General features: G+C 54.0%; 31 protein-coding genes. 14 read left to right on the plus strand and 17 right to left on the minus strand.

Features of this window, described 5'->3' with window-relative positions; all coding sequences use genetic code 11:
* Positions 1–754: 754 nt before the first annotated feature.
* The 3 genes from ACR0KC_RS17920 to ACR0KC_RS17930 are packed head-to-tail and all read right to left on the minus strand — an operon-like array spanning position 755 to position 3,392.
* Complete coding sequence (locus ACR0KC_RS17920) at positions 755–2,083, minus strand: sensor histidine kinase (RefSeq protein WP_480707298.1); 1,329 nt, start codon at positions 2,081–2,083, stop codon at positions 755–757.
* Positions 2,083–2,742 carry a response regulator transcription factor gene (locus tag ACR0KC_RS17925; RefSeq protein WP_170395997.1) on the minus strand — a complete coding sequence of 220 codons (660 nt, stop codon included), beginning with the start codon at positions 2,740–2,742 and terminating at the stop codon, positions 2,083–2,085. The genes ACR0KC_RS17920 and ACR0KC_RS17925 overlap by 1 nt, the downstream gene beginning before the upstream one ends.
* Positions 2,743–2,780: 38 nt before the next feature.
* Positions 2,781–3,392, minus strand: a complete 612-nt coding sequence (locus ACR0KC_RS17930) for a PepSY domain-containing protein (protein ID WP_480772071.1) — start codon at positions 3,390–3,392, stop codon at positions 2,781–2,783.
* A 198-nt stretch (positions 3,393–3,590) separates the two neighbouring features.
* On the opposite strand from ACR0KC_RS17930, the gene ACR0KC_RS17935 reads away from it, so the two are divergent.
* Positions 3,591–4,682 carry a hypothetical protein gene (locus tag ACR0KC_RS17935; protein ID WP_480772072.1) on the plus strand — a complete coding sequence of 364 codons (1,092 nt, stop codon included), beginning with the start codon at positions 3,591–3,593 and terminating at the stop codon, positions 4,680–4,682.
* A gap of 276 nt (positions 4,683–4,958) precedes the next feature.
* On the opposite strand, the gene ACR0KC_RS17940 is transcribed toward ACR0KC_RS17935, so the two are convergent.
* Positions 4,959–5,147 carry a hypothetical protein gene (locus tag ACR0KC_RS17940; protein ID WP_480772073.1) on the minus strand — a complete coding sequence of 63 codons (189 nt, stop codon included), beginning with the start codon at positions 5,145–5,147 and terminating at the stop codon, positions 4,959–4,961.
* A gap of 329 nt (positions 5,148–5,476) precedes the next feature.
* Between ACR0KC_RS17940 and ACR0KC_RS17945 the strand changes: the two genes are divergently transcribed.
* A complete protein-coding gene (locus ACR0KC_RS17945) occupies positions 5,477–5,863 on the plus strand; it encodes an excinuclease ABC subunit A (protein ID WP_255612012.1) in 387 nt (128 codons plus the stop codon).
* A gap of 331 nt (positions 5,864–6,194) precedes the next feature.
* Here the strand turns inward: ACR0KC_RS17945 and ACR0KC_RS17950 are convergent, their stop codons facing one another.
* Positions 6,195–7,073 (minus strand): LysR substrate-binding domain-containing protein, encoded by an 879-nt coding sequence (locus ACR0KC_RS17950; RefSeq protein ID WP_480772074.1) that lies wholly within the window; start codon positions 7,071–7,073, stop codon positions 6,195–6,197.
* A gap of 112 nt (positions 7,074–7,185) precedes the next feature.
* Here ACR0KC_RS17950 and ACR0KC_RS17955 point away from each other — a divergent pair, with 112 nt between their 5' ends.
* The gene (locus ACR0KC_RS17955; RefSeq protein ID WP_170609894.1) at positions 7,186–7,935 is read left to right on the plus strand and encodes an SDR family oxidoreductase; all 750 of its coding nucleotides are present in this window, start codon (positions 7,186–7,188) and stop codon (positions 7,933–7,935) included.
* Positions 7,936–7,946: 11 nt separating this feature from the next.
* Positions 7,947–8,333, plus strand: coding sequence for an ectoine synthase (locus ACR0KC_RS17960; RefSeq protein ID WP_480772075.1), 387 nt, complete (start codon positions 7,947–7,949; stop codon positions 8,331–8,333).
* 123 nt (positions 8,334–8,456) lie between these two features.
* Here the strand turns inward: ACR0KC_RS17960 and ACR0KC_RS17965 are convergent, their stop codons facing one another.
* The 4 genes from ACR0KC_RS17965 to ACR0KC_RS17980 all read right to left on the minus strand — a co-directional run bounded on the left by ACR0KC_RS17965 (position 8,457) and on the right by ACR0KC_RS17980 (position 10,289).
* A complete protein-coding gene (locus ACR0KC_RS17965) occupies positions 8,457–8,636 on the minus strand; it encodes a malonyl-CoA decarboxylase domain-containing protein (protein ID WP_480772076.1) in 180 nt (59 codons plus the stop codon).
* A gap of 54 nt (positions 8,637–8,690) precedes the next feature.
* Positions 8,691–8,858, minus strand: coding sequence for a malonyl-CoA decarboxylase N-terminal domain-containing protein (locus ACR0KC_RS17970; RefSeq protein ID WP_170513185.1), 168 nt, complete (start codon positions 8,856–8,858; stop codon positions 8,691–8,693).
* Positions 8,859–9,194: 336 nt separating this feature from the next.
* Positions 9,195–9,860 (minus strand): GntR family transcriptional regulator, encoded by a 666-nt coding sequence (locus tag ACR0KC_RS17975; RefSeq protein WP_480772077.1) that lies wholly within the window; start codon positions 9,858–9,860, stop codon positions 9,195–9,197.
* A 42-nt stretch (positions 9,861–9,902) separates the two neighbouring features.
* The gene (locus ACR0KC_RS17980; protein WP_480772078.1) at positions 9,903–10,289 is read right to left on the minus strand and encodes a YciI family protein; all 387 of its coding nucleotides are present in this window, start codon (positions 10,287–10,289) and stop codon (positions 9,903–9,905) included.
* 84 nt (positions 10,290–10,373) lie between these two features.
* Between ACR0KC_RS17980 and ACR0KC_RS17985 the strand changes: the two genes are divergently transcribed.
* From ACR0KC_RS17985 to ACR0KC_RS18030, 10 genes are all read left to right on the plus strand, one after another.
* The gene (locus ACR0KC_RS17985; RefSeq protein ID WP_480772079.1) at positions 10,374–11,258 is read left to right on the plus strand and encodes a fumarylacetoacetate hydrolase family protein; all 885 of its coding nucleotides are present in this window, start codon (positions 10,374–10,376) and stop codon (positions 11,256–11,258) included.
* Complete coding sequence (locus ACR0KC_RS17990) at positions 11,255–11,920, plus strand: malonic semialdehyde reductase (RefSeq protein WP_480772080.1); 666 nt, start codon at positions 11,255–11,257, stop codon at positions 11,918–11,920. Before ACR0KC_RS17985 ends, ACR0KC_RS17990 begins: the two co-directional genes overlap by 4 nt.
* An 18-nt stretch (positions 11,921–11,938) precedes the next feature.
* Entirely contained in the window at positions 11,939–12,394 is a 456-nt protein-coding gene (locus ACR0KC_RS17995; RefSeq protein WP_480772081.1) for an OsmC family protein, read from the plus strand.
* Positions 12,395–12,429: 35 nt separating this feature from the next.
* Positions 12,430–13,503 (plus strand): C4-dicarboxylate TRAP transporter substrate-binding protein, encoded by a 1,074-nt coding sequence (locus ACR0KC_RS18000; protein WP_480772082.1) that lies wholly within the window; start codon positions 12,430–12,432, stop codon positions 13,501–13,503.
* A 30-nt stretch (positions 13,504–13,533) separates the two neighbouring features.
* Positions 13,534–14,085, plus strand: coding sequence for a TRAP transporter small permease subunit (locus tag ACR0KC_RS18005; protein ID WP_170392797.1), 552 nt, complete (start codon positions 13,534–13,536; stop codon positions 14,083–14,085).
* The gene (locus tag ACR0KC_RS18010; protein WP_480772083.1) at positions 14,082–15,386 is read left to right on the plus strand and encodes a TRAP transporter large permease; all 1,305 of its coding nucleotides are present in this window, start codon (positions 14,082–14,084) and stop codon (positions 15,384–15,386) included. Before ACR0KC_RS18005 ends, ACR0KC_RS18010 begins: the two co-directional genes overlap by 4 nt.
* A 10-nt stretch (positions 15,387–15,396) precedes the next feature.
* Entirely contained in the window at positions 15,397–16,263 is an 867-nt protein-coding gene (locus tag ACR0KC_RS18015) for a dioxygenase family protein (protein ID WP_170597623.1), read from the plus strand.
* A gap of 21 nt (positions 16,264–16,284) precedes the next feature.
* Positions 16,285–17,091, plus strand: coding sequence for an amidohydrolase family protein (locus ACR0KC_RS18020; RefSeq protein ID WP_170625010.1), 807 nt, complete (start codon positions 16,285–16,287; stop codon positions 17,089–17,091).
* A 68-nt stretch (positions 17,092–17,159) separates the two neighbouring features.
* Positions 17,160–17,465: a hypothetical protein gene (locus ACR0KC_RS18025; protein ID WP_480772084.1), complete on the plus strand. Its 306-nt coding sequence runs from the start codon at positions 17,160–17,162 to the stop codon at positions 17,463–17,465.
* A gap of 8 nt (positions 17,466–17,473) precedes the next feature.
* Positions 17,474–18,586 carry a cytochrome-c peroxidase gene (locus ACR0KC_RS18030; protein WP_480772085.1) on the plus strand — a complete coding sequence of 371 codons (1,113 nt, stop codon included), beginning with the start codon at positions 17,474–17,476 and terminating at the stop codon, positions 18,584–18,586.
* Between the two features lie 70 nt (positions 18,587–18,656).
* Here the strand turns inward: ACR0KC_RS18030 and ureG are convergent, their stop codons facing one another.
* From ureG to ACR0KC_RS18070, 8 genes are all read right to left on the minus strand, one after another.
* On the minus strand, positions 18,657–19,286 hold the full coding sequence (gene ureG / locus ACR0KC_RS18035; protein ID WP_170636300.1) for an urease accessory protein UreG: 630 nt from the start codon (positions 19,284–19,286) through the stop codon (positions 18,657–18,659).
* A complete protein-coding gene (locus ACR0KC_RS18040; protein ID WP_480772086.1) occupies positions 19,283–19,936 on the minus strand; it encodes an urease accessory protein UreF in 654 nt (217 codons plus the stop codon). Before ACR0KC_RS18040 ends, ureG begins: the two co-directional genes overlap by 4 nt.
* Complete coding sequence (locus ACR0KC_RS18045; RefSeq protein ID WP_170392789.1) at positions 19,920–20,372, minus strand: urease accessory protein UreE; 453 nt, start codon at positions 20,370–20,372, stop codon at positions 19,920–19,922. The genes ACR0KC_RS18040 and ACR0KC_RS18045 overlap by 17 nt, the downstream gene beginning before the upstream one ends.
* A gap of 28 nt (positions 20,373–20,400) precedes the next feature.
* On the minus strand, positions 20,401–20,625 hold the full coding sequence (locus tag ACR0KC_RS18050) for a DUF1127 domain-containing protein (RefSeq protein ID WP_170392788.1): 225 nt from the start codon (positions 20,623–20,625) through the stop codon (positions 20,401–20,403).
* 121 nt (positions 20,626–20,746) lie between these two features.
* On the minus strand, positions 20,747–22,456 hold the full coding sequence (ureC, locus tag ACR0KC_RS18055) for an urease subunit alpha (protein WP_480772087.1): 1,710 nt from the start codon (positions 22,454–22,456) through the stop codon (positions 20,747–20,749).
* Positions 22,456–22,761, minus strand: a complete 306-nt coding sequence (locus tag ACR0KC_RS18060; RefSeq protein WP_170402578.1) for an urease subunit beta — start codon at positions 22,759–22,761, stop codon at positions 22,456–22,458. The genes ureC and ACR0KC_RS18060 overlap by 1 nt, the downstream gene beginning before the upstream one ends.
* Complete coding sequence (locus tag ACR0KC_RS18065) at positions 22,758–22,919, minus strand: peptidase M23 (RefSeq protein WP_480772088.1); 162 nt, start codon at positions 22,917–22,919, stop codon at positions 22,758–22,760. Before ACR0KC_RS18065 ends, ACR0KC_RS18060 begins: the two co-directional genes overlap by 4 nt.
* Positions 22,920–22,932: 13 nt before the next feature.
* Positions 22,933–23,235, minus strand: a complete 303-nt coding sequence (locus tag ACR0KC_RS18070; protein WP_480772089.1) for an urease subunit gamma — start codon at positions 23,233–23,235, stop codon at positions 22,933–22,935.

Here is a 23,235-nt window from a genome sequence, read left to right on the forward strand (position 1 = left end):
GATGTTGGACATTAACTGATATTGACCTTCGCGTTTTAAACTGACCCAAGTTCCCCATGTTAATACTCCAGCAGAGAGTTACGTGTGATCTGGCTTTCCTTTTGGAGGATCAGGTCTGATTTGCAGATCAGACAGCGAAGCTGCCTGTTCCCGCTGATCTGCCACGTGGCGAACGAGGGAGAGGGCGAGGCTATGCTATTCGACAGGGGAAGTGCGGCCCGCAGGCATAGCCGTGGACACAGTATTGTCTAATAGGGGTGCCCGTGGGGAAGGCAGAGCCTTGTCCCTTACGGCCAGAGGTGTTTGGCGCGTCCAAATCCCGCTGGCCCAAAACAGGAGCGGCTGGGCGAGCTAAATAGTAACTAGTAGGGTCCAAACCAGCCTAAATTGCTGAGGTACGTCGTTAAGGAACATGCCGAGACCCAAACCGCCATTGTCGAGGGTATGTGACAGCATGTCGGGTACTCAACCAAAGATCGCTTCACTTAACATCCCTAGAGACATTCGCGCTTCCCTTCGATGTGGTCAAATCGCTCAGCGCTTGCGAAACTAGGCAATTTTGATGCCGTGCAGCCACAACCGCAATTCGTGCAATAGCGACGTTGGGACTACCATAGCCCCGCTACCAGCAGAGGTGCAGAGATAATTCAAAGCTGACAATGGATTGGATCTTGAGCGATCGATACTTTGCGGGCGAATGTCGTCTTTTGATTGCTTGCGATCAACGACTATTTCTAATCAGATGCGGCCACCTTTAGCTTGATATAAGTACTCGGCAGGCCAAGCCGCCAAGGTCCGCTGATTTCTCCAGTTTCAGTTTGCCACCATAAGCGTTCATCAGATCAACACAGATTGCCAAACCCAATCCTGTGCCGCTGACAGAGGTATCCAACCGACCTCCGGATCGAACTACTCCGTCAAGTGCATCCTCCGGAATTCCTTGTCCGTCATCCTCAATGCAAATCTCAATGCCGCCGTCTACACGCTTTGCCGCGATGTGAATTGTTGTCCGACACCACTTGAGCGCGTTGTCGAGGAGGTTTCCAATCACCTCTTCGATGTCCTGAGTATCCATTCGAACCTGAATCCCATCCTCGCAATCTGTCGTCAGAGATTTTCCTTCGCGTTCCGCCATGACCGAAAACAGTCTGGATAACCTGTTGACGGAATTGGTAAGGTCAGTTCGTGAATGCGTAAGTTCTGCGGTGTTCGACGCACGCAAACGCGCAAGTGAGCGCTTTAGCTGAGCATCAATTCGATTTAACGCGTCATCTGCAGGTTCGATATCTGCACCCGCGTCCGACAAAGTCGCCAGTTCATTTCTGAGAATTGTCGTCGGTGTTTTGAGCGCATGTGCCAGATCCGCAGCTTGTCGTCGAGAACCAGACACAATTTCACGATTCCTGTGCAACAATTTATTTAGGTCCTCAACAAGCGGCGAAACCTCTTCTGGGTAATCTTCCGGAATCAAGTCATCTCCCTTGTCCCAGCGATGCGCCACATCTGCACGCAACTTCCTGAGGGGGCCGATAATTGCTGACATCAACAACAACGAACCGGCAACTCCAATCAAACCAACCAATCCAAAAACCGGTAGCAAGTTGTTTTGCGCTGCTCTGCGTTCGCTTATCAGCTCTCGCTTGCTTTCGGCGACCGTTACGCCCCACTCGGTTCCGTCTTCGAATGTGATTCTCTGATATGCGCTACGAACGGCTTCGCTGTCCGGACCTGTGGTGTTCCAAACGATTGCCTCTTCGCTCACACGTACAGGTTCGGAAATTGTCTCGTCAAAGAGCGAGGCTGATGTGAATGTAGCCCCGTTTCCATCGGTAACCTGCCAGTATCTGCCTGAATACGGCGTTCCATAGGCTGGATCGAATATCAGTTCGCGCAGTGCCTCAGGGTTGTGCGTCGTTGCGCTCAAACCGACAACGAGTTGGGTGTGCCGGTCACGTAGCGTCTGGTCGAATTGTTCCAGAACACGGGTGTTGATGTACGAAAACACAATCAACGTTCCGACGCCGACAGAAAGCGCGCCTGTCGCAAGGCCGCCAAGCAAAGCGCGTTGGCGCAGCGATAACATCAGGCCGTATCGATCATATAGCCGCGTCCTCTGACCGTTGTAATAAGGTCAGAGCCCAGTTTCTTTCGCAGCCGGGTTATGAAGACGGCAATGGTGTTCGAATCCCTGTCACCGTCATATTCATAGATATGCTCTGACAACTCGGTACGTGACACCATGCGTCCGATGTTGTGGGCAAGGTATGTCAGAACTGCGATCTCTTGCGCCGTCAGATCAACAGGAATGCCGCCCACGCTGACGCGACCGTTTCGCGTATCGAGCATAACGTCCCCCATTTCGATAACCGGGTTCAACTGACCGCTTTGTCGGCGCAGGATGGCACGTACACGAGCGGCCAGCTCGGGCATGTGAAATGGCTTCGTCATGTAGTCATCAGCACCTGCATCAAGACCATCCACGCGCTCGCTCCACCCATCGCGGGCGGTGAGGATCAACACGGGTGTCTTGACGCCCGCGCTGCGCCATTCGCGCAGGACAGAAATACCGTCGCGTTCCGGCAACCCGATGTCGAGGATGATCATGTCGTAAGGTTCGGTCGCACCCAGGTGCAGGGCGTCAGTACCATTCTTGGCCACATCTACCACGCGGCCTTCTGCGCTAAGAAGTTTCTTAATCTGCTCGCATAGCTGCGGTTCATCTTCGGCCAGAAGTACTCTCATATTCAAAAACTACAGTCACAAGGGCTTTGGTTTAAGCCCTATTTTTTACCGTTGCCCTTGCCGTTCCCGCCAGAGTTGCCGCCGCCGTTACCACCGCTGTTTCCGCCACCATTGCCGCCGCCGTTACCACCGCTGTTTCCGCCACCATTGCCGCCGCCGTTTCCACTACCATTTCCACCTCCATTGCCGCCGCCGTTGCCATTGCCACCGCCGTTTCCACCAGCATTGCCATTGCCACCGTTGTTTCCACGGCTCGCAGAAGCTCCACGATTGCTGTTGGTGTCGCGGCTGTTGTTGGTGTTGGCGGGGTTCGAACGGGCTGCTTTCGATATTTGACGCCCAACACTGGATCGATTGGAAACGACTGTACCGGACTGGGCATTCACAATGACACTGACAATCTTTCCATCAGGCTTTTTGACAAGGATGCGATAGTATATCTGATCAGCTTGAAACGCCCGCGCATCAACTGGAGTGCCGCCATAGGCTTTCTCGACACCTTTGATAACGCGTTTCAACCGAATGGTGTCACCATTCAGAGTGGCCTTGCGAAGTTCACCTTGCCTGAGCTCGCGTGTCTGCGCGGTCGCCTGCCCAACGGGCAAAGCAACAAGCAAGCTCGCAACCATCAAGATCACCTTCGCACGCATGAATGTCCTCGTATTTTGCGGCTATAGACTACGCCTTTCGACATGAACCGATGATGAACAAGCAGTTAGCCCTGCGTTCAAGCGCTCTCAAGTTAAATGGGAACAAGCATATGAGATTCGGGCGCGAATCGTGACGATAGAACACAGCGAGTTGTTTCAGAAAACTGCTACCCGCTGAATTCCACCGAGGAGGTCAATATGAAAACCACCAGTTTGGGACTGCTTAAAGCATCGACCCTGGCAATTGCGTTGCTGGGTTCAACCGCCATCGTAGCCACCGTCGCCGTGCCGGATGTTGCCTTTGCAAAGGAAGGCAAAGGCAATGGCGGAGGAAAAGGCAACGGTGGAGGAAACGGCAAAGGCGGCGACAACGGCAACGGTGGCGGTAAGGGCAACTCTGGAAAAGGAGACCGCGGCGACCATAGCTCTGCCGGGAACAAAGGCGGAAAGAAGGGTGTTGACAAAGGTCAAGCTGGCCGGACTGCAGGAAAATCCAACAACGGCAACTCGAAGTCCAAAGCTTCGCGGTCTGTATTCGGCAATGGCGGTCGTATTTCATTGAAGGACATCTTCAGCGGAAAAAGTAAATCGAGAACGGTTACCACCTCCAGGAAAGGGTCAACGACCGGTAGCGGCAAGCAAAAGCCCCGGACGTACAAGAAGCCTTCAAAAACCGTGATCGTTGAAGAATCCATACGTCCGGCCGTCCGGACCAAAGGCAACAGGATGGCTGCGCTTCTTGGTGCCCATCCGTCCGAGTTGGGTGCCCTGAACGCAGCCAACGCCAGCGCAACCGCACTGGCGAACGCAGCGCCCAACTCTCGCGTCGGTCGAATTGCCTACTATCGCGATACCGTTTTGGCTGGCGAACCGTTGCGTGAGGAGCTTGCGGAGCAATTGGAAGATCTTGCCGGACTGGAGCCGCCGGAGCGGACTATACCCGAAATCGAGGAAGACCTGCGAACTGCGTTGGATGATGTGCAGGAGAACCAAGAGAGGGTCGAAGAACTTGAACAGGCGCTGGAGGATGCAGGTGGAGCTGATCCTGAGATTGAGGAACAACTTGATCAGGCCCGCGCAGATTTAGAGAGTTCGGTCGAAGAAGCACAGGACCTGAACGATGAAAGACAGGCCGCTGTCGAATACGAAGAAGCGACTGAGGAAGTGCGGGAACTGGCTGATCTGGTTGAAGAACAGGAATTGACCGAGCGGGAAGCCTTGGAAGCTGCAGCCAACAAACCCGTCACAGATGCCGTTGAGCAGGAGGTAAAGTCGCTCCTGGGCCTGTAAGAACAGGCAACAGCTTATTCGCCTCACGATACACGCAGTACTGACCACTCACGGATGTACTGAATGCCGGGCCAGCCATACGCTTCGCAAAGGCGGGAAATGGCTGGCCCGCACAATATGAGGCCGAGCCATTACATCGATGGCTACAAGCCTCGCATCCCTCACATTGACCACGCAGAAAAAGAAACCCCGCTCCATGTTGGAGCGGGGTTCAGTTTTCAATTCCAATATTTTGGACAGATATCGGGAATTGTGTGGGGGTCTGCTGAACTGCCTTCAGACGTTGTTATGTGCCTCGGAAAGCCGCTTGTTTTTGACGATCTGTGTTAATGCACTTTCGATAGGAGGGAAGCGACCACTGCTCGATTTGGTCGTGGTTAACAAACGCTCTTCGGCAATCTTGCCGGAGGTTTGCATCACAGCTGTTGTGCTGGACTCTTCAGTCACAAAGGCAGACTTGATCATGCGTTTCCCCTTGTCAGCGATCAAACGGAACAACGTCCCGTATGATCTAACACCGTCACTATGCCTGAGACTGTTTGAACACTCTGAGAATACATTGTTCACGTTCAGTTAATGTTGTTCGCGAAATAAAGACAAACGAATAGGCGGGCGACTAGATGGAGGAAGAACATCCCGTTTTGATGCTTTAGTTGAATTTGCGATGACAATCGCAGCCGATGATTTCAGCTCGTGAACAAACTGCTGCATCGGAAAGCAACTCTTCGCTTATGAACTCGCCAAGGCCCATTCAAGATCATATCTAAGCTAAGAAGCTGAAAAAGGCGCTGGGAATGAAAAAGATTGTTGGGATTCTGGCGGTGGCACTGACCGTGCAAGGCGCGTCATTTGCGAACGCCAGTGTCAGCTTGTGGAGCCTTAGCACGGGGCACGTTAGCGGAACCGGCGCTACCTCGCCGATCCATGTGAAATCCAAATCCGGACATTGTCCGCCGGGCTTGGCAAAAAAGGCAATCCCGTGCGTACCGCCTGGACAGGCAAAGAAATATCGACGTGGCGATTACATCTATGATGGGTATGTCCGCATTGATGATCCCAGCCGTTGGGGACTACGGCGCAACGGATATTACGTGCGTGCCGGAGATTATGTTTACGAAGTAAACCGTGAAACACATGAAGTGCTGAACCTGATAGGGGCAATCGCCGACATTCTGAATTGATAGATGTTATCGTTCACTTACTTGCATCTCTCTTTGCCGCCATTCGGTTGGATTGCGGCAGTCAAAGGTGTGGGGGGTAGAAACTGACATTCTTCGCGTGAAGGATCAATTACTGCTATCTGGCTATTGAAGTAGTGTTTCGTTTGGTCCGTAAGCGAGCTGATCATTCAACTAGAGATCGCTTCGCAATACATCCGTTCAGAGATGTTTGCGGTTTATTGGACGGTACATCGACTACAAATCTGTTGGGCACATTAGATGAGTTGCAAAATGGGTATGTGTGACACACGAACCAGGGGCCGTTTTTGCTGCCATCAAAATAGCCCAAGCTCTAAATAGACATCAGCCAATTCTTGAAGGCTCTTACTGTGACCCGATCTTGATCTCCTGGGCGACAAACTAAGTAGAGGCCCCGGTTCAATGGAACGCGGCTTTCGTCCAAGCGAATTAGCCGGCCAAGCTTAAGGTCTCTCTCCGCCAAGAGGTGTCTCGCCAAGGCGACGCCTTGGCCGTCGATCGCCGCTTCTAGAAGGACGGCGCTGTCCACAAAATTGATGTTCCGCGCCTTAATGTGATCCGCGTCCAGCCCAACTTGTGTGATCCAACTGTCCCAACCTGCGTTGAAGTTGTCATGCAACAATGGGAAGTTTGCCACATCCTCGGCGCGCATCGGAAGCTGTGATTTTTCGACGAGCGTTGGTGCAGCGACGACGATCAATTCCTCTTGTCTGATTTGCTTATGATAAAGCCCATCCCAACCGGGTTCTCCAAACCTTAACGCAACGTCGACATCGGACCTGTCGAAATCTGCAAAGGTATCATTTGTATCCAGCAATAGCGCAATTTCCGGGTGCTCTTGCTGAAACAAACTCAGCAATGGCACAAGCCACTTCAGGGCCAGAGACGTCGACAAAGACACTGTGATCGACTGGCGTTGATGAAGGCGTCTCACCTCTGTCACGCCCATCTGCAACGCAGAAAACGCTCCACGCGTTGATTGATGCAGGCGTTCCCCGGCGTCTGTAAGATTTACGCCATTGGGGTGGCGGTGGAAGAGCGTTACGCCAAGATGCTGCTCCAGCAATTTGATCTGCCGGCTGATCGCCCCATGCGTTACGTTCAACACGCCCGCTGCCTTGGTCAGGCTGGAATGTGTCGCGGTCTCGTCAAAGGCCTGAAGGGCGCGAAGATGTCTAAGGCTTTTCGACATGTGAGAAAAACTAACAGGCTTATCAAATAATATCGATAGGATCTATTGGTTACAAAGAGTTATAACGGGGTGACTCTAAGAAATCTCACGGGTTTATTTGGACGAAGGTCACATGTCAGCTTTCAAAGTTGCGCTCATGACAGGTACGGGGCAAGGCATCGGCCGAGGGTGCGCCGTTGAAATGGCTAAAGCCGGCTACAAACTCTCTTTAATGTCCCCGTCCAATCGTTCGTTAGCGTTGGCGGAAGAGCTTGGCGGCATTGGCCGTCGAGGCTCGGTTCTTGATGCGGATGATCTGCAGGCGTTGGTTGACGACACTATGCGCGAGTACGGCCGGATTGATGCCATTGTCAGTAACATGGGGCATGGCGGATCCGTGCCTGAGGCCATCAAAACCGTTGGCTTCGATCCTGACTTTGACGGACCGCTTTTGGAACTCAGCGACGAGTTATGGCACGAAAGTCTGGACATGTATGTGCTAAATGTCGTCAAGATCGCCCGTATCGTCACGCCCATTCTGATCGAACAAGGCGGTGGTGCATTCGTTAATATCTCATCCATGAACACAATCGAGCCACGTGCGCCCTATCCCATGAGCATGCTGCGTGGAGCATTGCATAGTTTCTCAAAGCTTTACGGGGACCGATATGCACGGCACAATATTCGCATGAACAACCTGCTGCCGGGGTTCTGCGAGAACGTGAACCTGTCCGAACAGGCTCGCCGGGAAATCCCCGCTCAGCGGCCCGCAACGTTCGAAGAAATTGGACAAGCTTGCGTGTTTCTCGCCAGCGAAGGAGCTCGCTATATCAACGGCCAGAGCATACTGTCTGACGGAGGCATGAACCGCGCGGTCCGATAGAGAACAGTGAAATGATTGTCAGAGCACTCAAAGATATTCTTGGAACAGAGCGGGACGTCTTTGGCCCGGGCTGGAACAGCAGACGGCTGCTTCTGGCCTCAGATGGTATGGAGTTCACGCTCACTGACACACTCATTAACCAGGGTGCAGAGTTGGAGCTTGAATACACCCATCATCTGGAGGCGTGCTATTGTATCGAGGGTAAGGGCAGAATCAGAGCAGCCGACGATGAAACCTGGCATGCCCTTGTGCCATTCACCCTTTACGCGTTGGATCAACATGACAGGCATGTGGTGCAAGCCACAAAGGCCGATCTGAGGCTTGTCTGTGTCTTCAATCCACCGCTCAGCGGGCGTGAAGTGCACCGCGAAGACGGAAGCTACGGCCCGGGAACCTAACCGGGACAGCTATTAGCAGAAAAACAAATTCCGGTCGCAAGGGCGTAATTGAAAGCGGCAACAAGCAGTAAAAACAGAACGGTAAACCGGCTAACATTACATTGCTGCCTTTCTTGGCCGTGCTTAGTGTCGCAGCAGCGTTGATAGAAGCGTGTCAATCGTATCTGGGATAACAGCAGTAAGAGCGACCTCAACGAATATCAGTTGCGCATCTGGGAACGCAGGATGAAAGGCCGCAAAATAACTACAATCTGGCTGATAGCGCATTCGCCCCAAATCGTCCAGATCGTTGAACTCGTGCATCGCCTCATAGGTGATGATCTTGTAAGGAAAACGGGCGGGGCTATCTCGGCTGATTTACTTTAGGACAAAGAAGCCTAAATTGAACCGGCTGCACAACAAATGGACGAAATAAATATCTGTTCGCTTGAGTTCCGGGTTGGATTGGAGAAAGCGCAGCATGTCGACGCGCATGGCCACAAGTTCCTGCGTCGCACCAGACGGCAGGTTCAACCGTCGCAACAACTCTTGCCGCCTTGGCCCTGAAACTTCACTAAGCCTTTATAAAGACTCACACTTCGATCAGTGTCGTAGCGGCGCGCCGTTTGGAAAAGCTGATCGGCGTCTAGCTCTAGATAGCTCTTCAAACAGGCAAATAAGTTTAGTTTCTCCGCATCATCCAGAGTTTGGAAGCGATCAAGAATCGTAGACACCATCGTGAAACCCGATACTTCACCGTCTGCGGACAGAAGCGCCTCAAATAACTAGACAATGGATCGTTTATCATCCTTGCCTCACGTTTTGTCAGGACGGTCTAGCAGTTGGTTTAATAGGTCACCTAGAAACCAATTCCGCTGCATTTCAGGGCTCCATCTGGCTACTAAGGTACTCACCTGTTCGGCGGTAGTGATCGATTAGGTGCCGAGTCGCGCTGTCTGCGTCGTGGTTTAATGCGGCGTCCAAGATTTGCTGGTGCTCAGCGGCAATGTCCCGCTTCTTGTAGCTCGAACCGCCAGCCGCCAGATAGCGATAGCGAATGTTCAGGTCGTATAGCTGCGAGCAATACCGTAGCAGCAACGGCAGTTTTGCATTTTCCAACAAGGCCATATGAAACGCTTTGTGGGCGTCTTCGAAGTCAGGCGCACCTTTTTGACTGGCCTTTTTCATATGATGGTGACGCAAGACTAACCTGTCCTCCCAAGCTCCGTCTGCATTGACGATGGAAGCGCGCAGCGCTGTTTCCTCGAGGTTGCATCGCAACAGAAGTATTTCTTCGAAGTTACACTTGCTGACCGGTGCTGCCCGAAATCCGCGCTGATCAATCCGCTCGACCAACATGTCCGATGTCAAAAGGCTAAGCGCTTCGCGAACCGGACTAGCGCCGGTGTCCAAAAGCCCCCGAAGCTGCTCGATCTTGAGTTTTTGCCCCGGAGGTAATTCTCCGGTCAGGATCATTTCGCGCAGCCTTCGATACGCGCCATGCGTGGCTGATGTCTCTTTGCCCTGAGTATCAAGCATGGCGTCCATATCCGACTGTTCCTATTTCGCGGCAAATACTCTTGAGTGCACTTAACTGAAGGCACTTGTTCCAGTCGATAGGCCAACTGAAAGGCTCAGCGAGCCTTCGTTGATCATCCAGCGCCGAAGTTCAAATTCGCGCGCACCGCTTTGGTGCATCGGATCGTCCTCGGCCAGTTTTCGGGCAGCCTCAAGACTGTCAGCACGATAGATAATCAGGCCCATTCCTTGCATGTGCTCACCAGTCTCATCCGACATTGGCCCTGCAAAAGCCAGCTGTCCCGCGCGTTCAAGCTGTGCCTGATAGGCCAGGTGGTCAGGTAGCGACGCCTTTACATCTTCGGGTTTTTTGGCAGGCGTGCTGAGTACTACGTAGAGTTCCAAAGCAAGTGCACCACGGCTTTTTGCTTCTGATTTGTAGTTCGCCCAGGCAACCATTTGCGTCCTCCAAAAATATCGATATTATTTGACATATTGCAAAATAGTCGGCAAAAATCAAGTGAACTGACATGGATGGTGAAAATGAAATACCTGGTGGGAGAGACTTTGGATGGCACAGCGGTTTTTGCTGTAAACGGCGAAAATGCAGTGAATCTAACGGCTTTGCACCCTGCAATCGGTTCGGATTTGATGGGTTTGATAGCCGAGCCTGAACTGGCCGACTCACTTGCCCCCAAAATTGACGCGGCAGGCAGTGTGCCCGTGTCTTCCATCACTCCGGCATTGCCCGTTGCCGCTCCCGGAACGATCATTTGCATGGGGTTGAACTACACGGACCACATCAAGGAAGGCGGGTATGATATCCCGGAGTATCCGACGCTGTTTATGCGTGGGAAGAATTCGATCATGGCGGCAGGGCAACCTATGGTGCGGCCGACCTGTTCCGAGAAACTCGACTACGAAGCCGAGCTTATGCTGATCGTTGGAAAACGCGGCCGTCATATCTCGGAAGAGGACGCATTGGATTATGTCTTCGGCTACACCGTGTTTAACGACGGGTCGCTGAGGGATTACCAGCGTAAAACCGTTCAATGGACGCCCGGCAAAAACTTCGATGACACAGGCGCGATCGGCCCTTTCACCGTAACGCCGGAAGACTTGCCGGAGGGAGCATCCGGCCTGAAAATCGAAAGCCGAGTGGGGGACGAAACCCTGCAAAGCTCGAACACCGCCAACATGATCTGGGGGGTCCCTCAGGTCATCGCCACGATCTCGGAATATACCACTCTCGAACCCGGTGATCTGATTGCGTTGGGTACGCCGCCGGGTGTTGGTCACGCCAAAAAGCCCAATCCACGTTGGTTGAAGCCGGGTGAAACCGTCGAGGTCGAGATTGAGGGCATCGGCATATGCGCCAGCCCCGTCATCGACGAAAAGGACGCCGAGACTAAGGTGGCCGCAGCATGAGCGCACCAACCGGGGCAGAGCTGGAGGCACTTCGCGCAAAGGCGCAGCAAGATCATCGCGATCTGCGCGAGCGCATCCCACGTCTTTCAGACGACGCAATTGCTCTGATCCTCCGCGAATCCAGATCTCATTACGCCTGGACCGACAAAGCTGTTTCTAACGAATTGCTTGAAGAGATCTATGACATCACGATCAACGGCGCGACCAGCATGAACACGCTGCCCGCCCGCTTCGTTTTCGTTAAAAGTGCGGAAGGAAAAGAGCGCCTAGCCAAGTCGTTAAAGCCGAAGAACGTGCCAAAGATGATGGATGCGCCGGTCACTGCGATCATTGCTTATGACATGGACTTCTGGAAGGAATTACCTTTTCTTTTCCCGCACGAAGATCGACGGTCACTTTTCGAAAATAATCCCGAATATGTAGCCGATACAGCGTTTCGCAATGGAACGCTTCAGGGCGCTTACTTCATGATCGCCGCGCGTGCGGTCGGGTTGGACGTCGGCGCCATGTCTGGCTTTTCAAACAAGGTCGTCGACGAGGAATTCTTCGCAGGTACGACGCTCAAGTCGAACTTTCTTTGCAACCTGGGCTACGCAGACGAAACAGGATTGTTTCACAAGCTGCCTCGCTTCTCATTCGAAAAGGTTTGCTCTTATGCATGAGGAGGTGACCCTGTGGCGATGAAAGTCAAACCTGTCGTAACCTACCGTACGACAGCTCAATGCCCGACACACGCGCGAACCGAGATCCCAATTCGCGATCTGGACGTGATTATCGACGAGCCCGTGGAACGAGGCGGAACAAATCTTGGCCCGTCTCCGACCGAAACCGCAATGGCTGCTTTGATCGCCTGCACGAATGTCATCGGGCACAAGAATGCGCACCGTTTGGGAATTGATCTTGGCACCGTGAAAATCGACGCGAAATGCAGGCTGGATCGGCGCGGTGTCCTGATGGAAGAGGAGATCGATGTTCCGTTTCCCGAAATCGAACTCACTGTGAATTGCGATACGCCCGCCAGTCAGGAGGAGCTGACACGCGTGGGCGAGGAGACAGCCAAGTATTGCGCCATCGCAAAACTGTTTCAAGCGGCAGGCACGGACCTGACCGTCAACTGGGTCAAAACCAACCAATAAAAATCGACAGGACCCGACTTTCTGGGAGGAGAGAAATGAAAAACTGGACTAAACGCAGCCTAATGGGATTTGCTCTGGCAGGCACCATGGCGTTGCCTCTTGCAGCAGAAGAGACCATTTCCGCCGTCGTGATTGATGGCTATCCCGATCGGGCCTTGTGGGTGAAAGAACTCTCCAACTTCTTCATTCCAGAAGTGGACAAGCGGCTGGCCGACTCCGGCAACTACAAGATGAACTGGCAAGAGAACTATGGCGGTTCGATCGTAAAGCCGAAGGGCGTGCTGGAAGGGATCCAGCTTGGCCTTGGCGACATCGGCATTGTCACAACTATCTTCCATTCGTCCAAGTTGCCCAGTCAGGGGATATCGGGGTCGACCCCCTTCGTGTCATCGGACTCTCGCGCGGTAGCCAAAGCCGTGGATGAGATCGCGCGCGAATACCCAGCGATGCAAAATGAGTTCGCTGCGCAGAACCAAGTCTATCTGGCGACCGGTGTAGTGCTCGATACTTATCAGGTTTTTTGTACAGAGCCGGTCTCGGCTGTTTCTGATCTGGAAGGCCGAAAAGTGGCAGGGGCGGGACTGAACCTCCGATATCTCGAAGGTATCAAAGATGCCGCGGGGGTTCGTGGTGGCCTGACCGATTTCTACAATATGCTGCAAACCGGCCTTGTTGATTGTGCGATGCTGTGGCCTGAAGCAGCCAAGACCTTCAAGATCGCCGAAGTGGCTCCCTACATGCTCAAAGCTGACTTGGGTGCCGTGAACTCCAAGACGATCACAGTGAATTCTGACTATTGGGCAAAGTTGCCGGATGAAGTCAAAGGCGTTCTGCAGGCCGTCGCAATTGACTACCGTGATCATGTGGCTGGCATCGCTATGGACCGGGCTGCGGCCTCAAGGGACGCATACACCGAAGCCGGCGGGACGATTGTCGAAGTTTCGGACGAAGACCGAGCGGCCTGGGCCAACGCAATGCCAAATGTAGCACAGGAATGGGCAGCCACACTGAATGAGAACGGTGAACAAGGCGACGCGATACTGGCCGCTTATCTCGGCAAGCTGCAGGACGCCGGTTTTACCGGAGTGCGTGACTGGACAGCCGAGTAACAGTCTGGCGATCCACGAAAGGGGCCTTTCATGCTGAAGACCGCAGTTGCTGGCTTGTCGCGGGTCGCCAATTCGCTTGCTATCGCCGCCAACGCATTGGGTACGCTTGTCGTCCTTGCGTTGGTGGTCATTCTGAATGTCGACGTCATTGCGCGCGGTCTGTTTTCGGCACCTCTGCGTGGCACCTATGAAATGGTGCAATTTTCGGTCGTGATGATCGTTTTTTTGCAGCTGGCCGACGTAGTCAGAGTGGATCGGCTGACGCGCTCGGACGGGTTTCTGAACCTGCTACACCACCGCCGTCCTGGGCTAACGGCCAACCTGAGGCGCATTATCAATGCCATCTCCGCAATCTTCATGGGTCTGATTGCTTATGTAACCTTTCCCGAGTTCCTGCATATGTGGGAGACACAGGACTACTTCGGAGTTCCGGGTCTTTTCACTCTGCCATGGTGGCCGGTCAAACTGGTCATCGCGTGCGGTACTGCGCTTGCCTGCGTGATCTTCCTTCTCAAGGTTGTCACGGCGCAGGACCGCCCGCATCTAATTCGTGCACCTGAACATGACGAGGCCGCAGAATGACGCCGATTGAGATTGGCCTGATCTCGGTCATAGCCATCGTCTTTCTGATTTACGCAGGCGTTTACATTCCCATCGCATTGGGCGTGGTCTCGTTCGTGTCGATCTGGCTGATGCGGGACAATTTCACGCTTGCGCTCAACCTGCTGAAAGTGGCGGTCGGCGACAGCGCGATGGAATACAGCTTTGCAACCATCCCATTGTTTACTTTCATGGGGCTCATTGTCTCAAAAGCCGGGTTGGGCAGGGACATCTACGAAGTCATGACCATGCGATTTCGCAAAGTCAAAGGCGGTATCGGTATGGCAACCGTTGGAGCCAACGCCGTCTTTGCCGCAGTGACTGGGTCGTCAATAGCCTCCGCATCCGTGTTCACCAAGGTCTCGGTCCCGCAGATGATGGCGCAGGCTTATAACCCACGCTTTGCTGTTGGCGTGGTCGCCGGGTCTTCGGTTTTGGGGATGATCATCCCGCCCTCGGCGATGCTGATCATCTATTCCTTTGTCGCCGAGCAATCTGTGGGGGACATGTTCCTTGCGGGCGTTATGCCGGGGATCATGCTGGCGATCGCTTATGTAGGCGCGATTTGGGTTATGGGTCGTTTCACCCCAGCATTCGTCGGTGGCCGCGTTGTCGAAGACACCGAGTGGATGTCAGGGCGCGAGATAGCCTCCAAAACACTGCCGACACTGTTCATCATTACCATCGTCCTTGGTGGTATCTACACAGGTTGGTTGACTGCCGTAGAAGCTGGGGCCGCCGGAGCTCTCGTTGCGCTAATCATCGCGGTTGCCCGTAAGTCGATGTCTCCACGCGCATTCTGGGACGCGTTGCTGGAAACCGGTCACATCACAGCCGCGATCCTGTTCCTGATCACGGCCGCTTCAATCTACAGCCGCATGCTGGGGCTGGCCGGGCTGCCCAATCAACTGCAGGATATGCTTGCGGGGAATTCCGCATCTTTCTGGTCGATCATGCTGCTCTATGTTCTGTTGATGCTGTTTCTGGGAACATTGCTCGACACCGCATCGATCATTCTGATTGTGGTACCGCTGTTCCTGCCCATGGCCGAAGCGCTTGATATGTCGCTGATCTGGTTTGGCATTATCACCGTGGTCGGGGCTGAAATCGGTCTTTTGACACCACCTTTGGGTATATCCTGCTTCGTTATCAAATCCACGATTAACGATGACCGCATATCACTTAAGGACGTGTTCATGGGCGCGCTTCCCTTTGCGTTCGTGATGCTGATCGTTCTGTTCATTCTGATCGAGTTCCCGATCCTCAGCCTTGCCCTGATTTAAGGAGGACAAGATGCGCTCTGTCACCAAAGACAATATCACCGACGTCTTCATGGGGTACCTGTCCAAAGATACTGATCCACGGATGCGTGAAATCATGGGCTCCCTGGTCAAACACCTCCACGACTTTGCGCGGGAAACCAACCTGACGCATGACGAGTGGCGGGCCGGGATTGCGTTTCTGGAAGGCTGCGCTGCGGTGGAAACCGAGGATAGGCATGAATTCGTGCTGGCCTCGGACGTGTTGGGCCTGTCGTCATTGGTTGATATGCTGCATTCCAGTGCCGATGCGACCAGTTCGTCCGTTTTAGGTCCATTTCACGTCTCGGGCGCCCCCCCGCTGCCAATCGGTGGCGATATGAAGCGTCACTACGGCGGGCCGGTTCTACTTGCAGAGGGCGTGATCCGCGATACCGAAGGTCATCCGATTGCCGGGGCAGAACTGGATATCTGGCAAACGGCACCCAACGGCCTCTACGCCAGTCAAGATGAAGAACAGGACACCTATTCTTTCCACGGGCTGATGTCAGTTGGCGATGATGGCAGATATGCGTTCACCACAGTTAAACCAGTTGAATACACCGTGCCGTCTGACGGGCCAGTCGGTGATATTCTGCGCGCTTGTGGTCGCCATCCATGGAGGCCCTCACACTTGCACTTTATCGTCAAAGCCCCCGGGTATCGCTCACTCGTGACGGAGATTTTTCCGGACAATGATCCCTATTTAGATCAGGATACTGTCTTTGGCGTTCGGGACGATCTGGTAATGACATATGTTGAACGACCTGCATCAGAATTTCCCGATGGCATGGAGCTTTCTGGTAAGATTGCCGAACCTTTCTTGCACGTGAATTTCGACGTGACGCTTGCCAGGGTCTGAATGATATTGAGGAGGCTTGAGGTGCTGAAACATATCTCCATTTTAAGTGCAGCGTTATTTTGCAATACCGCCGTCGCAGAACAGCGACCGATCTTTGACGCACATATTCACTACAGCCACGATGCTGTCAAACTGGTTCCGCCTGAACAGGTGGCCGAAATCCTTCGAGATGCAGGCGTGCGTAAAGCGCTGATTTCCAGCTCGGATGACAATGGCACTCAGCTATTGTTGGCAGTGGCACCGGACATCGTTGTTCCGGCGCTTCGCCCTTATCGTCGTCGCGGTGAGATCAACACCTGGATGCACGATGAAACTGTAATCGAGTATCTGGAAACAAACCTGGCAAAAAACAACTACGAGGCCATCGGCGAGTTTCACGCTTACGGAGATGACATCAAGACGCCGGTCATCCAGCGTATGATTGCACTGGCGAAAGAGCGGAACCTAATCCTGCACCACCATGGTGATCGCGAGGCCGTTGACTTGATCTTCGAAACATGGCCGGAAGCTCGGGTATTGTGGGCCCATTCTGGGTTTGACGATCCAGCCAGTGTGGTCGATGCGCTAGACATCTATCCCGGGCTATGGGCCGATCTGGCATTTCGTTCGGACATGGTTTCGCGAGGCCGTGTCGACCCGGATTGGAGGGCTGCGTTCCAAGCCCATCCCGATAGGTTCATGGTCGGTACGGATACGTTCGCACCTGAACGTTGGTACTACGTAGGCCCTCATGCCGATTTTTCGCGTGAATGGTTGGATTTGCTGCCGGACCAGATCGCAGACAACATTGCCTATGCTAACGCAGAACGTTTGCTGGCATCAGAATGACCCACTGCGCTGCTTGGTTTCTTATATGGTCCAGCGCGGCGGTTGCTTGTGAAGCGACGGGGCAACGCATGAATTCGGAAGTTCAAAACGCACCCAAGGTTTATCTGGCGGTCGACGAAATTCCGTTGGCCCAACCGTTTTCGGTGTTGGTTTCAGTTTGTAGTGAAACTGCTGTGGGCCAAATGCGTGTGGATGCAATCATGCCCGCTCATCAACATGGTATGAACTATACTCCCAAGGTTACCGCATTGGACGGCGGAGTGTTCCGAATTGATGATATGTTGTTTCACATGCCGGGTTTGTGGGAACTGCAAATCAATGTCGACGTCAGTGGCCAATCGGTGTTCTACACGTCAGAAATTGCGCTGAAATGAAGCTGTGGATGACAGCTGCGCTAATTTTTCTGACCGGGGCGGTACGTGCAGATGTCTTGTTGACCGAAGACGAAATTGAACAAACGTTGTCCTTTGGGCCGTGGCCACTATCCTTCCAGCCGGATCCAAGCAATAGATTTTCCAAAGACGCCACGGCAATCAAGCTCGGACAGGCTTTATTCAACGATCCGGTGTTGTCGGTCGATGGTGCATTTTCCTGTGCAAGTTGTCATGATCCTGAACAGGCATTTACGATGCCGGAGGCGCGGGCACTCGGTCGTGATTTGTTAAATCGAAACACACCATCACTGCGAAACCTTGCCGGGCTGCGCTGGTATGGTTGGGGCGGCAAAAGCGATAATCTTTGGGCAGCCAGCCTGCATCCGATCATCGAAGAACAAGAGATGGCGCATAGTGCCGAAAGCCTAAAGATAGCTATCTCTGAAAGTACCTACATTGATGATTTTGAAGCCATATTTGGTCACCTCCAGGATCAAAGCCCTGAACTTTTTCTGGTGAATACTGCAAAAGCTCTTTCTGCTTACTTAGAGACCTTAGCCACCGACCGGACGATATTTGACGATTTTCGCGATGCTTTGGAGCGCCGAGATATTGCAGCGGCTAAGGAATACCCCGAAGCAGCTCAGCGAGGTCTTCAGCTCTTTTTAGGGCGCGGGAAATGCGTATTTTGCCACAACGGTCCGAGGTTTTCCAACAACGAGTTCCATGACGCTGGTGTGCCATATTTTCTGAATGAAACCGAGGTTGACCAAGGTCGGTTCGGAGGATTGAACATTTTACTCTCAAGCCCCTACACATTGGACGGCGACTGGAACGACGATCCAGAAAAGAAAGGTGCCTGGGCCGTTCGAAATGTACGCAGGAGCCATTCTGATTTTGGGACCTTTCGGACGCCCAGCCTGCGGGGAGTGGTTGAAACCGCTCCTTACATGCATGACGGCAGCTTAGGTGATCTGAAATCTGTGATACGGCATTACAGCAAAATTGATACTGAAAGGCTGCACGCCGATGGTGAAGCCATTCTTTCGGAATTGAATTTGTCTGAGCAGGAGATTGCAGACTTAGTTGCGTTTTTGGTCACGCTCTCCAAGGATTCTTAATAAAGCACTGGTGTTAAGGGCTTGGGAATGGGCTAATTGGCGAGCTATCTTAGCCTCTTCGTCTCGGGGATTAATTCGCTTCCGAAACTCTTAAACCTCCGCCTTTCACAAGCAGATCCACAATTGCGTCGACCCCGCTTCTGTGACGAAGTGACGAAAACAAGAAGGGCCTTCCTTTACGCATCATTTTCGCATCACGTTCCATAACTTGCAGCGAAGCGCCAACATGCGGTGCAAGGTCGGTCTTGTTGATTACGAGGATGTCTGATTTCGTAATCGCCGGCCCGCCTTTCCTGGGTATTTCTTCGCCTGCAGCGACATCGATCACGTAGATGGTCAGATCCGCCAGTTCCGGGCTGAATGTGGCTGATAGATTGTCGCCTCCGCTTTCAATCAAAACAATATCGAGATCCGGATGACGTGTCTGCATCTCGGCGACGGCGGCCAAATTGATCGAGGCGTCTTCGCGAATTGCTGTATGCGGGCAACCGCCAGTTTCGACGCCGATGATCCTGTCCCGCGGCAGGACCTGCATGCGCATCAGCGCTTCGGCATCTTCCTGCGTATATATGTCGTTAGTAATAACTCCCACCGAACAGACATCGCGCAGCGCTTCAGACAAGGCGGCGGTCAAAGTGGTTTTTCCGGCTCCTACTGGGCCTCCAATACCTACGCGAAGCGGGCCGTTCATACTGGTCATGTGCGGAAAATCCTCGAATATTGTGTTTCGTGCTTCATGGCCGCAATGTCCCCCAAGAACGCGGTAGAGCTTAACTCATCCAGGCTCGCCTTTTTTGCCCTTTCAGCAATCTGGGCACACAACTGTGTCAGCTGGCGGATCAACCGCTGCGCATCGGTCTGTCCCAGTGGTACAAGACGCGTCGCACAGGCGACAAGGTTGCTTGCGAATGCTTGCAGAAACATCTTGGTCGTCAGCTGCAAGGGAAGGTTTTGAAGTCTTGCAGCCCGTCCAATCGAGACGGGGTAGGTGAATTGCCCAAGGTCCAATTCCCAGACACCTTTAGTGACGTTTCCGAAGGCCTGTCCCAGCAACTCGGTTTCCATGAGCCTTTCGGATGTCGCACAAAAGGCGCGCGCCGCGATATCGACGTTGATCAGTTCTTCTTTGTCATGCGCGTTGAAGGCCGCCACAACGAACACAGCATCATTCCACCCAGAGCCATGTTCCAGCACATCTGAAATCCAGGCTTCAGTATCCCGAGAATTCGCGACAGTTCCCCCGTCAATCGCAGCTTCAAGCCCGTGAGAGTAGGCAAACCCCCCTACAGGATAGGCAGGGGACAACCATTGTGTCAGCGTCAGGATGTCGGCGTCAGTGGGTGTGGCCATGGGTCCTGCCGTGGCCATAGGCCCCGCCTTCGGGGTTGAATGGTTCATTCACCTCTCGCACCTTTGCTCCGATTTTAAGAAGCATATCACGGATGACGTGATCGACTTGGATCAACAGGCGGGTCTTTTCGATCTGACAAGGCGTGTGCCGATTGCCGATATGCCAGGCGATACGTGTCAGGTCCGGTGCTTTTACCTCCAGCAACACTTCCGGTGCTGCCTGTATTTCCACTTCGCGACCGTCGTCCAAAACCAACGCGCCACCGTGGTTCAGTGAGGTCGTTTGCGCGAGATCGATGAGAATCTGTTCGCCGCTTTCGCAGGTAAGAACCTTACGCCGCAAAAAACGGTCGTCGTAGGTCAACGAGAGACAGTCTGCCGGATCGCCATGCGTGTGATCCGAATACTGGCGCGCAGTGCAGAGCAGGGCGGTCATACCATCACCTCCTCTGCAGCGGGAATAGTCAGAGCCAGATTGAGTCCGAGAACACTCGGTGCACGATCCGTTCGCGCGTCAGACCGCGGTTTTTCAGCTCTTCGTCGCTGAGCGATTGCAGGAATTCGACTTGCCGGACGCGAGATTGTGCTTCGGCTACGCTGATCAGGGCCGAGTAAATTGACGACCCGATGGATACGATTAAACCGGCCAGCGAAAAGCGCGTGTTTGTATGTGTTGCTGAGTGTGCCATTTGGACCCTCGTAAACGTTGGTCCTCCCATGGGTTTTTATATCTGTCATATTGGCCTCACTTAGAAGTGCGTATTTGGTCATTGCTGCCTTGCACGCGCCGCAACGCAGCACATTTTTTGATCAGAATAAAAAATATCGTTGCGCCATCGGCAGCGTTTCGGCGGGTTGGCAAGTCAGCAATTCGCCATCCGCACGCACCTCGTAGGTTTCCGGGTCGACCTCGACATGCGGTGTCGCGTTGTTCAGCAGAAGATCCTGCTTGCCAATTTCTCGTGTGTTTTGGACGGCGACGGTTTGCTTTGCCAATCCCAGTGTATCACCGATCCCATCCGCGTGGGCCGCCTGCGAGACAAATGTGATCGCCGAGTTTTCCACCGACCGTCCGTAAGCGCCAAACATCGGCCGACTATAAACCGGCTGCGGTGTAGGGATCGACGCGTTGGGATCGCCCATTTGCGCGCAGGCTATGGTGCCGCCTAGCAGAACCATCTCGGGCTTCACGCCGAAAAAGGCCGGGTTCCAAAGGACGAGGTCAGCGCGTTTGCCTTCCTCGATGCTCCCGATCTCGTGGCTGAGCCCATGGGCAATAGCAGGGTTGATCGTATATTTGGCGATATAGCGACGGACGCGAAAGTTGTCGTTCTCACCGGTTTCTTCGGCTAGGCGCCCGCGCTGTTTCTTCATCTTGTCAGCGGTTTGCCACGTGCGGATCAAAACCTCTCCGACCCGACCCATAGCCTGACTGTCAGACGCGATGATGCTGAATGCGCCCATGTCGTGCAGTATATCTTCGGCTGCGATCGTCTCACGCCGGATGCGGCTTTCGGCAAAGGCCACGTCCTCGGGGATGGATTTGTCGAGGTGGTGACAGACCATCAGCATATCCAAATGTTCCTCAACCGTGTTCACGGTGAAGGGCCGCGTGGGATTGGTGGAGGACGGCAGAACGTGGTTCTCGCCGCAGATCTTGATGATATCCGGGGCATGGCCTCCGCCTGCGCCTTCGGTGTGGAAGGCGTGGATAGTGCGACCCTTCATGGCCGCCACGGTGTTTTCGACAAAGCCTGATTCATTGAGCGTGTCAGTGTGAATCATCACCTGCACGTCCATCGCGTCGGCCACCGACAGGCAGCAATCAATGGCGGCCGGGGTGGTTCCCCAGTCCTCGTGCAGTTTCAGGGCACAGGCTCCGGCTTTGACCTGTTCTTCGAGCGCGGCAGGCAGCGAAGCGTTGCCCTTACCCGCAAAGGCCAGATTCATCGGGAAAGCATCCGCCGCTTGCAACATCCGCCCGATATGCCATGGACCGGGGGTGCAAGTGGTGGCCAATGTCCCATGCGCAGGACCTGTGCCACCGCCCAGCATGGTGGTCAGGCCGGAATGTAGTGCGTCTTCAATCTGTTGCGGGCAGATAAAGTGGATATGACTGTCGAACCCACCTGCCGTCAGGATACGACCCTCGCCAGCAATGGCCTCGGTTCCGGGTCCTATGATGATGTCGACACCGGGTTGTGTGTCGGGGTTTCCCGCCTTGCCGATCTTGGCGATCCGCCCGTCTTTCAGGCCAACGTCGGCCTTGTAGATGCCCGAGTGATCAACGATCAGAGCATTAGTGATGACCGTATCCACAGCGCCTTCGGCACGCGTGGTCTGAGATTGCCCCATCCCGTCGCGGATTACCTTTCCGCCACCAAACTTGACCTCTTCGCCATAGCTGGTCAGATCACGTTCGACCTCGATCACAAGATCGGTGTCGGCCAACCGCAGCTTGTCCCCTGCGGTCGGGCCGAACATCGCGGCGTAGTCTGAGCGCTTGATCTTTGCTGGCATCAGAGTGCCCCCATGACCTTTTGATTGAAGCCGTAGACCCTGCGCGCACCACTGATCGGGATCAGCGAAACTTCGCGGGCCTGCCCCGGTTCGAACCGCACAGCGGTGCCTGGCGCAATGTCCAGGCGCAGGCCACGCGCGGCAGTTCGGTCAAAGTCGAGCGCCGGGTTGGTTTCGGCGAAATGGTAGTGTGAGCCGACCTGAACCGGGCGGTCGCCGGTATTGGCAACCATCAAAGTGATCGCATCAGTGTCGGGGTTCAGGGTGATTTCACCATCAGCTGGGAATAGCTCCCCGGGGATCATTTGTTCAGCTTTGTGATTAGCGCGACAGCAGCCAGCGCAACAACCGCCAGCCCAACGCCCATCGCCGCATAATCGGCGCCGTGCGCGTGGATATGCGTTCCGTTGTGGGCTGCTGCGGGGCCAGCGAAGATCAGGGCGGGGAAAAGCATGCGGGTCATTTTGGTTTCCTTTTCAGCGAATGGGATTGTGGACGGTCACCAGCTTGGTGCCATCTGGAAAGGTGGCTTCGACCTGAACCTCGTGGATCATTTCGGGCACACCTTCCATGCATTGCTCTCGAGTGATCACCTCGGCCCCGGCCTGCATCATGTCAGCAACTGAACGTCCATCGCGCGCACCTTCGAGCACGGCGTCGGTGATCAGAGCGATCGCCTCTGGGTGGTTCAGTTTGACGCCGCGTGACAGTCGCTTTCGGGCGACCTCGGCGGCCATGGCGACCAGAAGTTTGTCTTTTTCACGAGGTGTCAGGTTCAT

The sequence above is a fragment of the Ruegeria sp. CF3 genome, assembly GCF_056537365.1.

Coding starts and splice junctions, on each gene's coding strand:
- ACR0KC_RS17920 (WP_480707298.1), bottom strand. CDS start 2,083: ATGTTATCGCTGCGCCAACGCGCTTTGCTTGGCGGCCTTGCGACAGGC.
- ACR0KC_RS17925 (WP_170395997.1), bottom strand. CDS start 2,742: ATGAGAGTACTTCTGGCCGAAGATGAACCGCAGCTATGCGAGCAGATT.
- ACR0KC_RS17930 (WP_480772071.1), bottom strand. CDS start 3,392: ATGCGTGCGAAGGTGATCTTGATGGTTGCGAGCTTGCTTGTTGCTTTG.
- ACR0KC_RS17935 (WP_480772072.1), top strand. CDS start 3,591: ATGAAAACCACCAGTTTGGGACTGCTTAAAGCATCGACCCTGGCAATT.
- ACR0KC_RS17940 (WP_480772073.1), bottom strand. CDS start 5,147: ATGATCAAGTCTGCCTTTGTGACTGAAGAGTCCAGCACAACAGCTGTG.
- ACR0KC_RS17945 (WP_255612012.1), top strand. CDS start 5,477: ATGAAAAAGATTGTTGGGATTCTGGCGGTGGCACTGACCGTGCAAGGC.
- ACR0KC_RS17950 (WP_480772074.1), bottom strand. CDS start 7,073: ATGTCGAAAAGCCTTAGACATCTTCGCGCCCTTCAGGCCTTTGACGAG.
- ACR0KC_RS17955 (WP_170609894.1), top strand. CDS start 7,186: ATGTCAGCTTTCAAAGTTGCGCTCATGACAGGTACGGGGCAAGGCATC.
- ACR0KC_RS17960 (WP_480772075.1), top strand. CDS start 7,947: ATGATTGTCAGAGCACTCAAAGATATTCTTGGAACAGAGCGGGACGTC.
- ACR0KC_RS17965 (WP_480772076.1), bottom strand. CDS start 8,636: ATGCACGAGTTCAACGATCTGGACGATTTGGGGCGAATGCGCTATCAG.
- ACR0KC_RS17975 (WP_480772077.1), bottom strand. CDS start 9,860: ATGGACGCCATGCTTGATACTCAGGGCAAAGAGACATCAGCCACGCAT.
- ACR0KC_RS17980 (WP_480772078.1), bottom strand. CDS start 10,289: ATGGTTGCCTGGGCGAACTACAAATCAGAAGCAAAAAGCCGTGGTGCA.
- ACR0KC_RS17985 (WP_480772079.1), top strand. CDS start 10,374: ATGAAATACCTGGTGGGAGAGACTTTGGATGGCACAGCGGTTTTTGCT.
- ACR0KC_RS17990 (WP_480772080.1), top strand. CDS start 11,255: ATGAGCGCACCAACCGGGGCAGAGCTGGAGGCACTTCGCGCAAAGGCG.
- ACR0KC_RS17995 (WP_480772081.1), top strand. CDS start 11,939: ATGAAAGTCAAACCTGTCGTAACCTACCGTACGACAGCTCAATGCCCG.
- ACR0KC_RS18000 (WP_480772082.1), top strand. CDS start 12,430: ATGAAAAACTGGACTAAACGCAGCCTAATGGGATTTGCTCTGGCAGGC.
- ACR0KC_RS18005 (WP_170392797.1), top strand. CDS start 13,534: ATGCTGAAGACCGCAGTTGCTGGCTTGTCGCGGGTCGCCAATTCGCTT.
- ACR0KC_RS18010 (WP_480772083.1), top strand. CDS start 14,082: ATGACGCCGATTGAGATTGGCCTGATCTCGGTCATAGCCATCGTCTTT.
- ACR0KC_RS18015 (WP_170597623.1), top strand. CDS start 15,397: ATGCGCTCTGTCACCAAAGACAATATCACCGACGTCTTCATGGGGTAC.
- ACR0KC_RS18025 (WP_480772084.1), top strand. CDS start 17,160: ATGAATTCGGAAGTTCAAAACGCACCCAAGGTTTATCTGGCGGTCGAC.
- ACR0KC_RS18030 (WP_480772085.1), top strand. CDS start 17,474: ATGACAGCTGCGCTAATTTTTCTGACCGGGGCGGTACGTGCAGATGTC.
- ureG (WP_170636300.1), bottom strand. CDS start 19,286: ATGACCAGTATGAACGGCCCGCTTCGCGTAGGTATTGGAGGCCCAGTA.
- ACR0KC_RS18040 (WP_480772086.1), bottom strand. CDS start 19,936: ATGGCCACACCCACTGACGCCGACATCCTGACGCTGACACAATGGTTG.
- ACR0KC_RS18045 (WP_170392789.1), bottom strand. CDS start 20,372: ATGACCGCCCTGCTCTGCACTGCGCGCCAGTATTCGGATCACACGCAT.
- ACR0KC_RS18050 (WP_170392788.1), bottom strand. CDS start 20,625: ATGGCACACTCAGCAACACATACAAACACGCGCTTTTCGCTGGCCGGT.
- ureC (WP_480772087.1), bottom strand. CDS start 22,456: ATGCCAGCAAAGATCAAGCGCTCAGACTACGCCGCGATGTTCGGCCCG.
- ACR0KC_RS18060 (WP_170402578.1), bottom strand. CDS start 22,761: ATGATCCCCGGGGAGCTATTCCCAGCTGATGGTGAAATCACCCTGAAC.
- ACR0KC_RS18065 (WP_480772088.1), bottom strand. CDS start 22,919: ATGACCCGCATGCTTTTCCCCGCCCTGATCTTCGCTGGCCCCGCAGCA.
- ACR0KC_RS18070 (WP_480772089.1), bottom strand. CDS start 23,235: ATGAACCTGACACCTCGTGAAAAAGACAAACTTCTGGTCGCCATGGCC.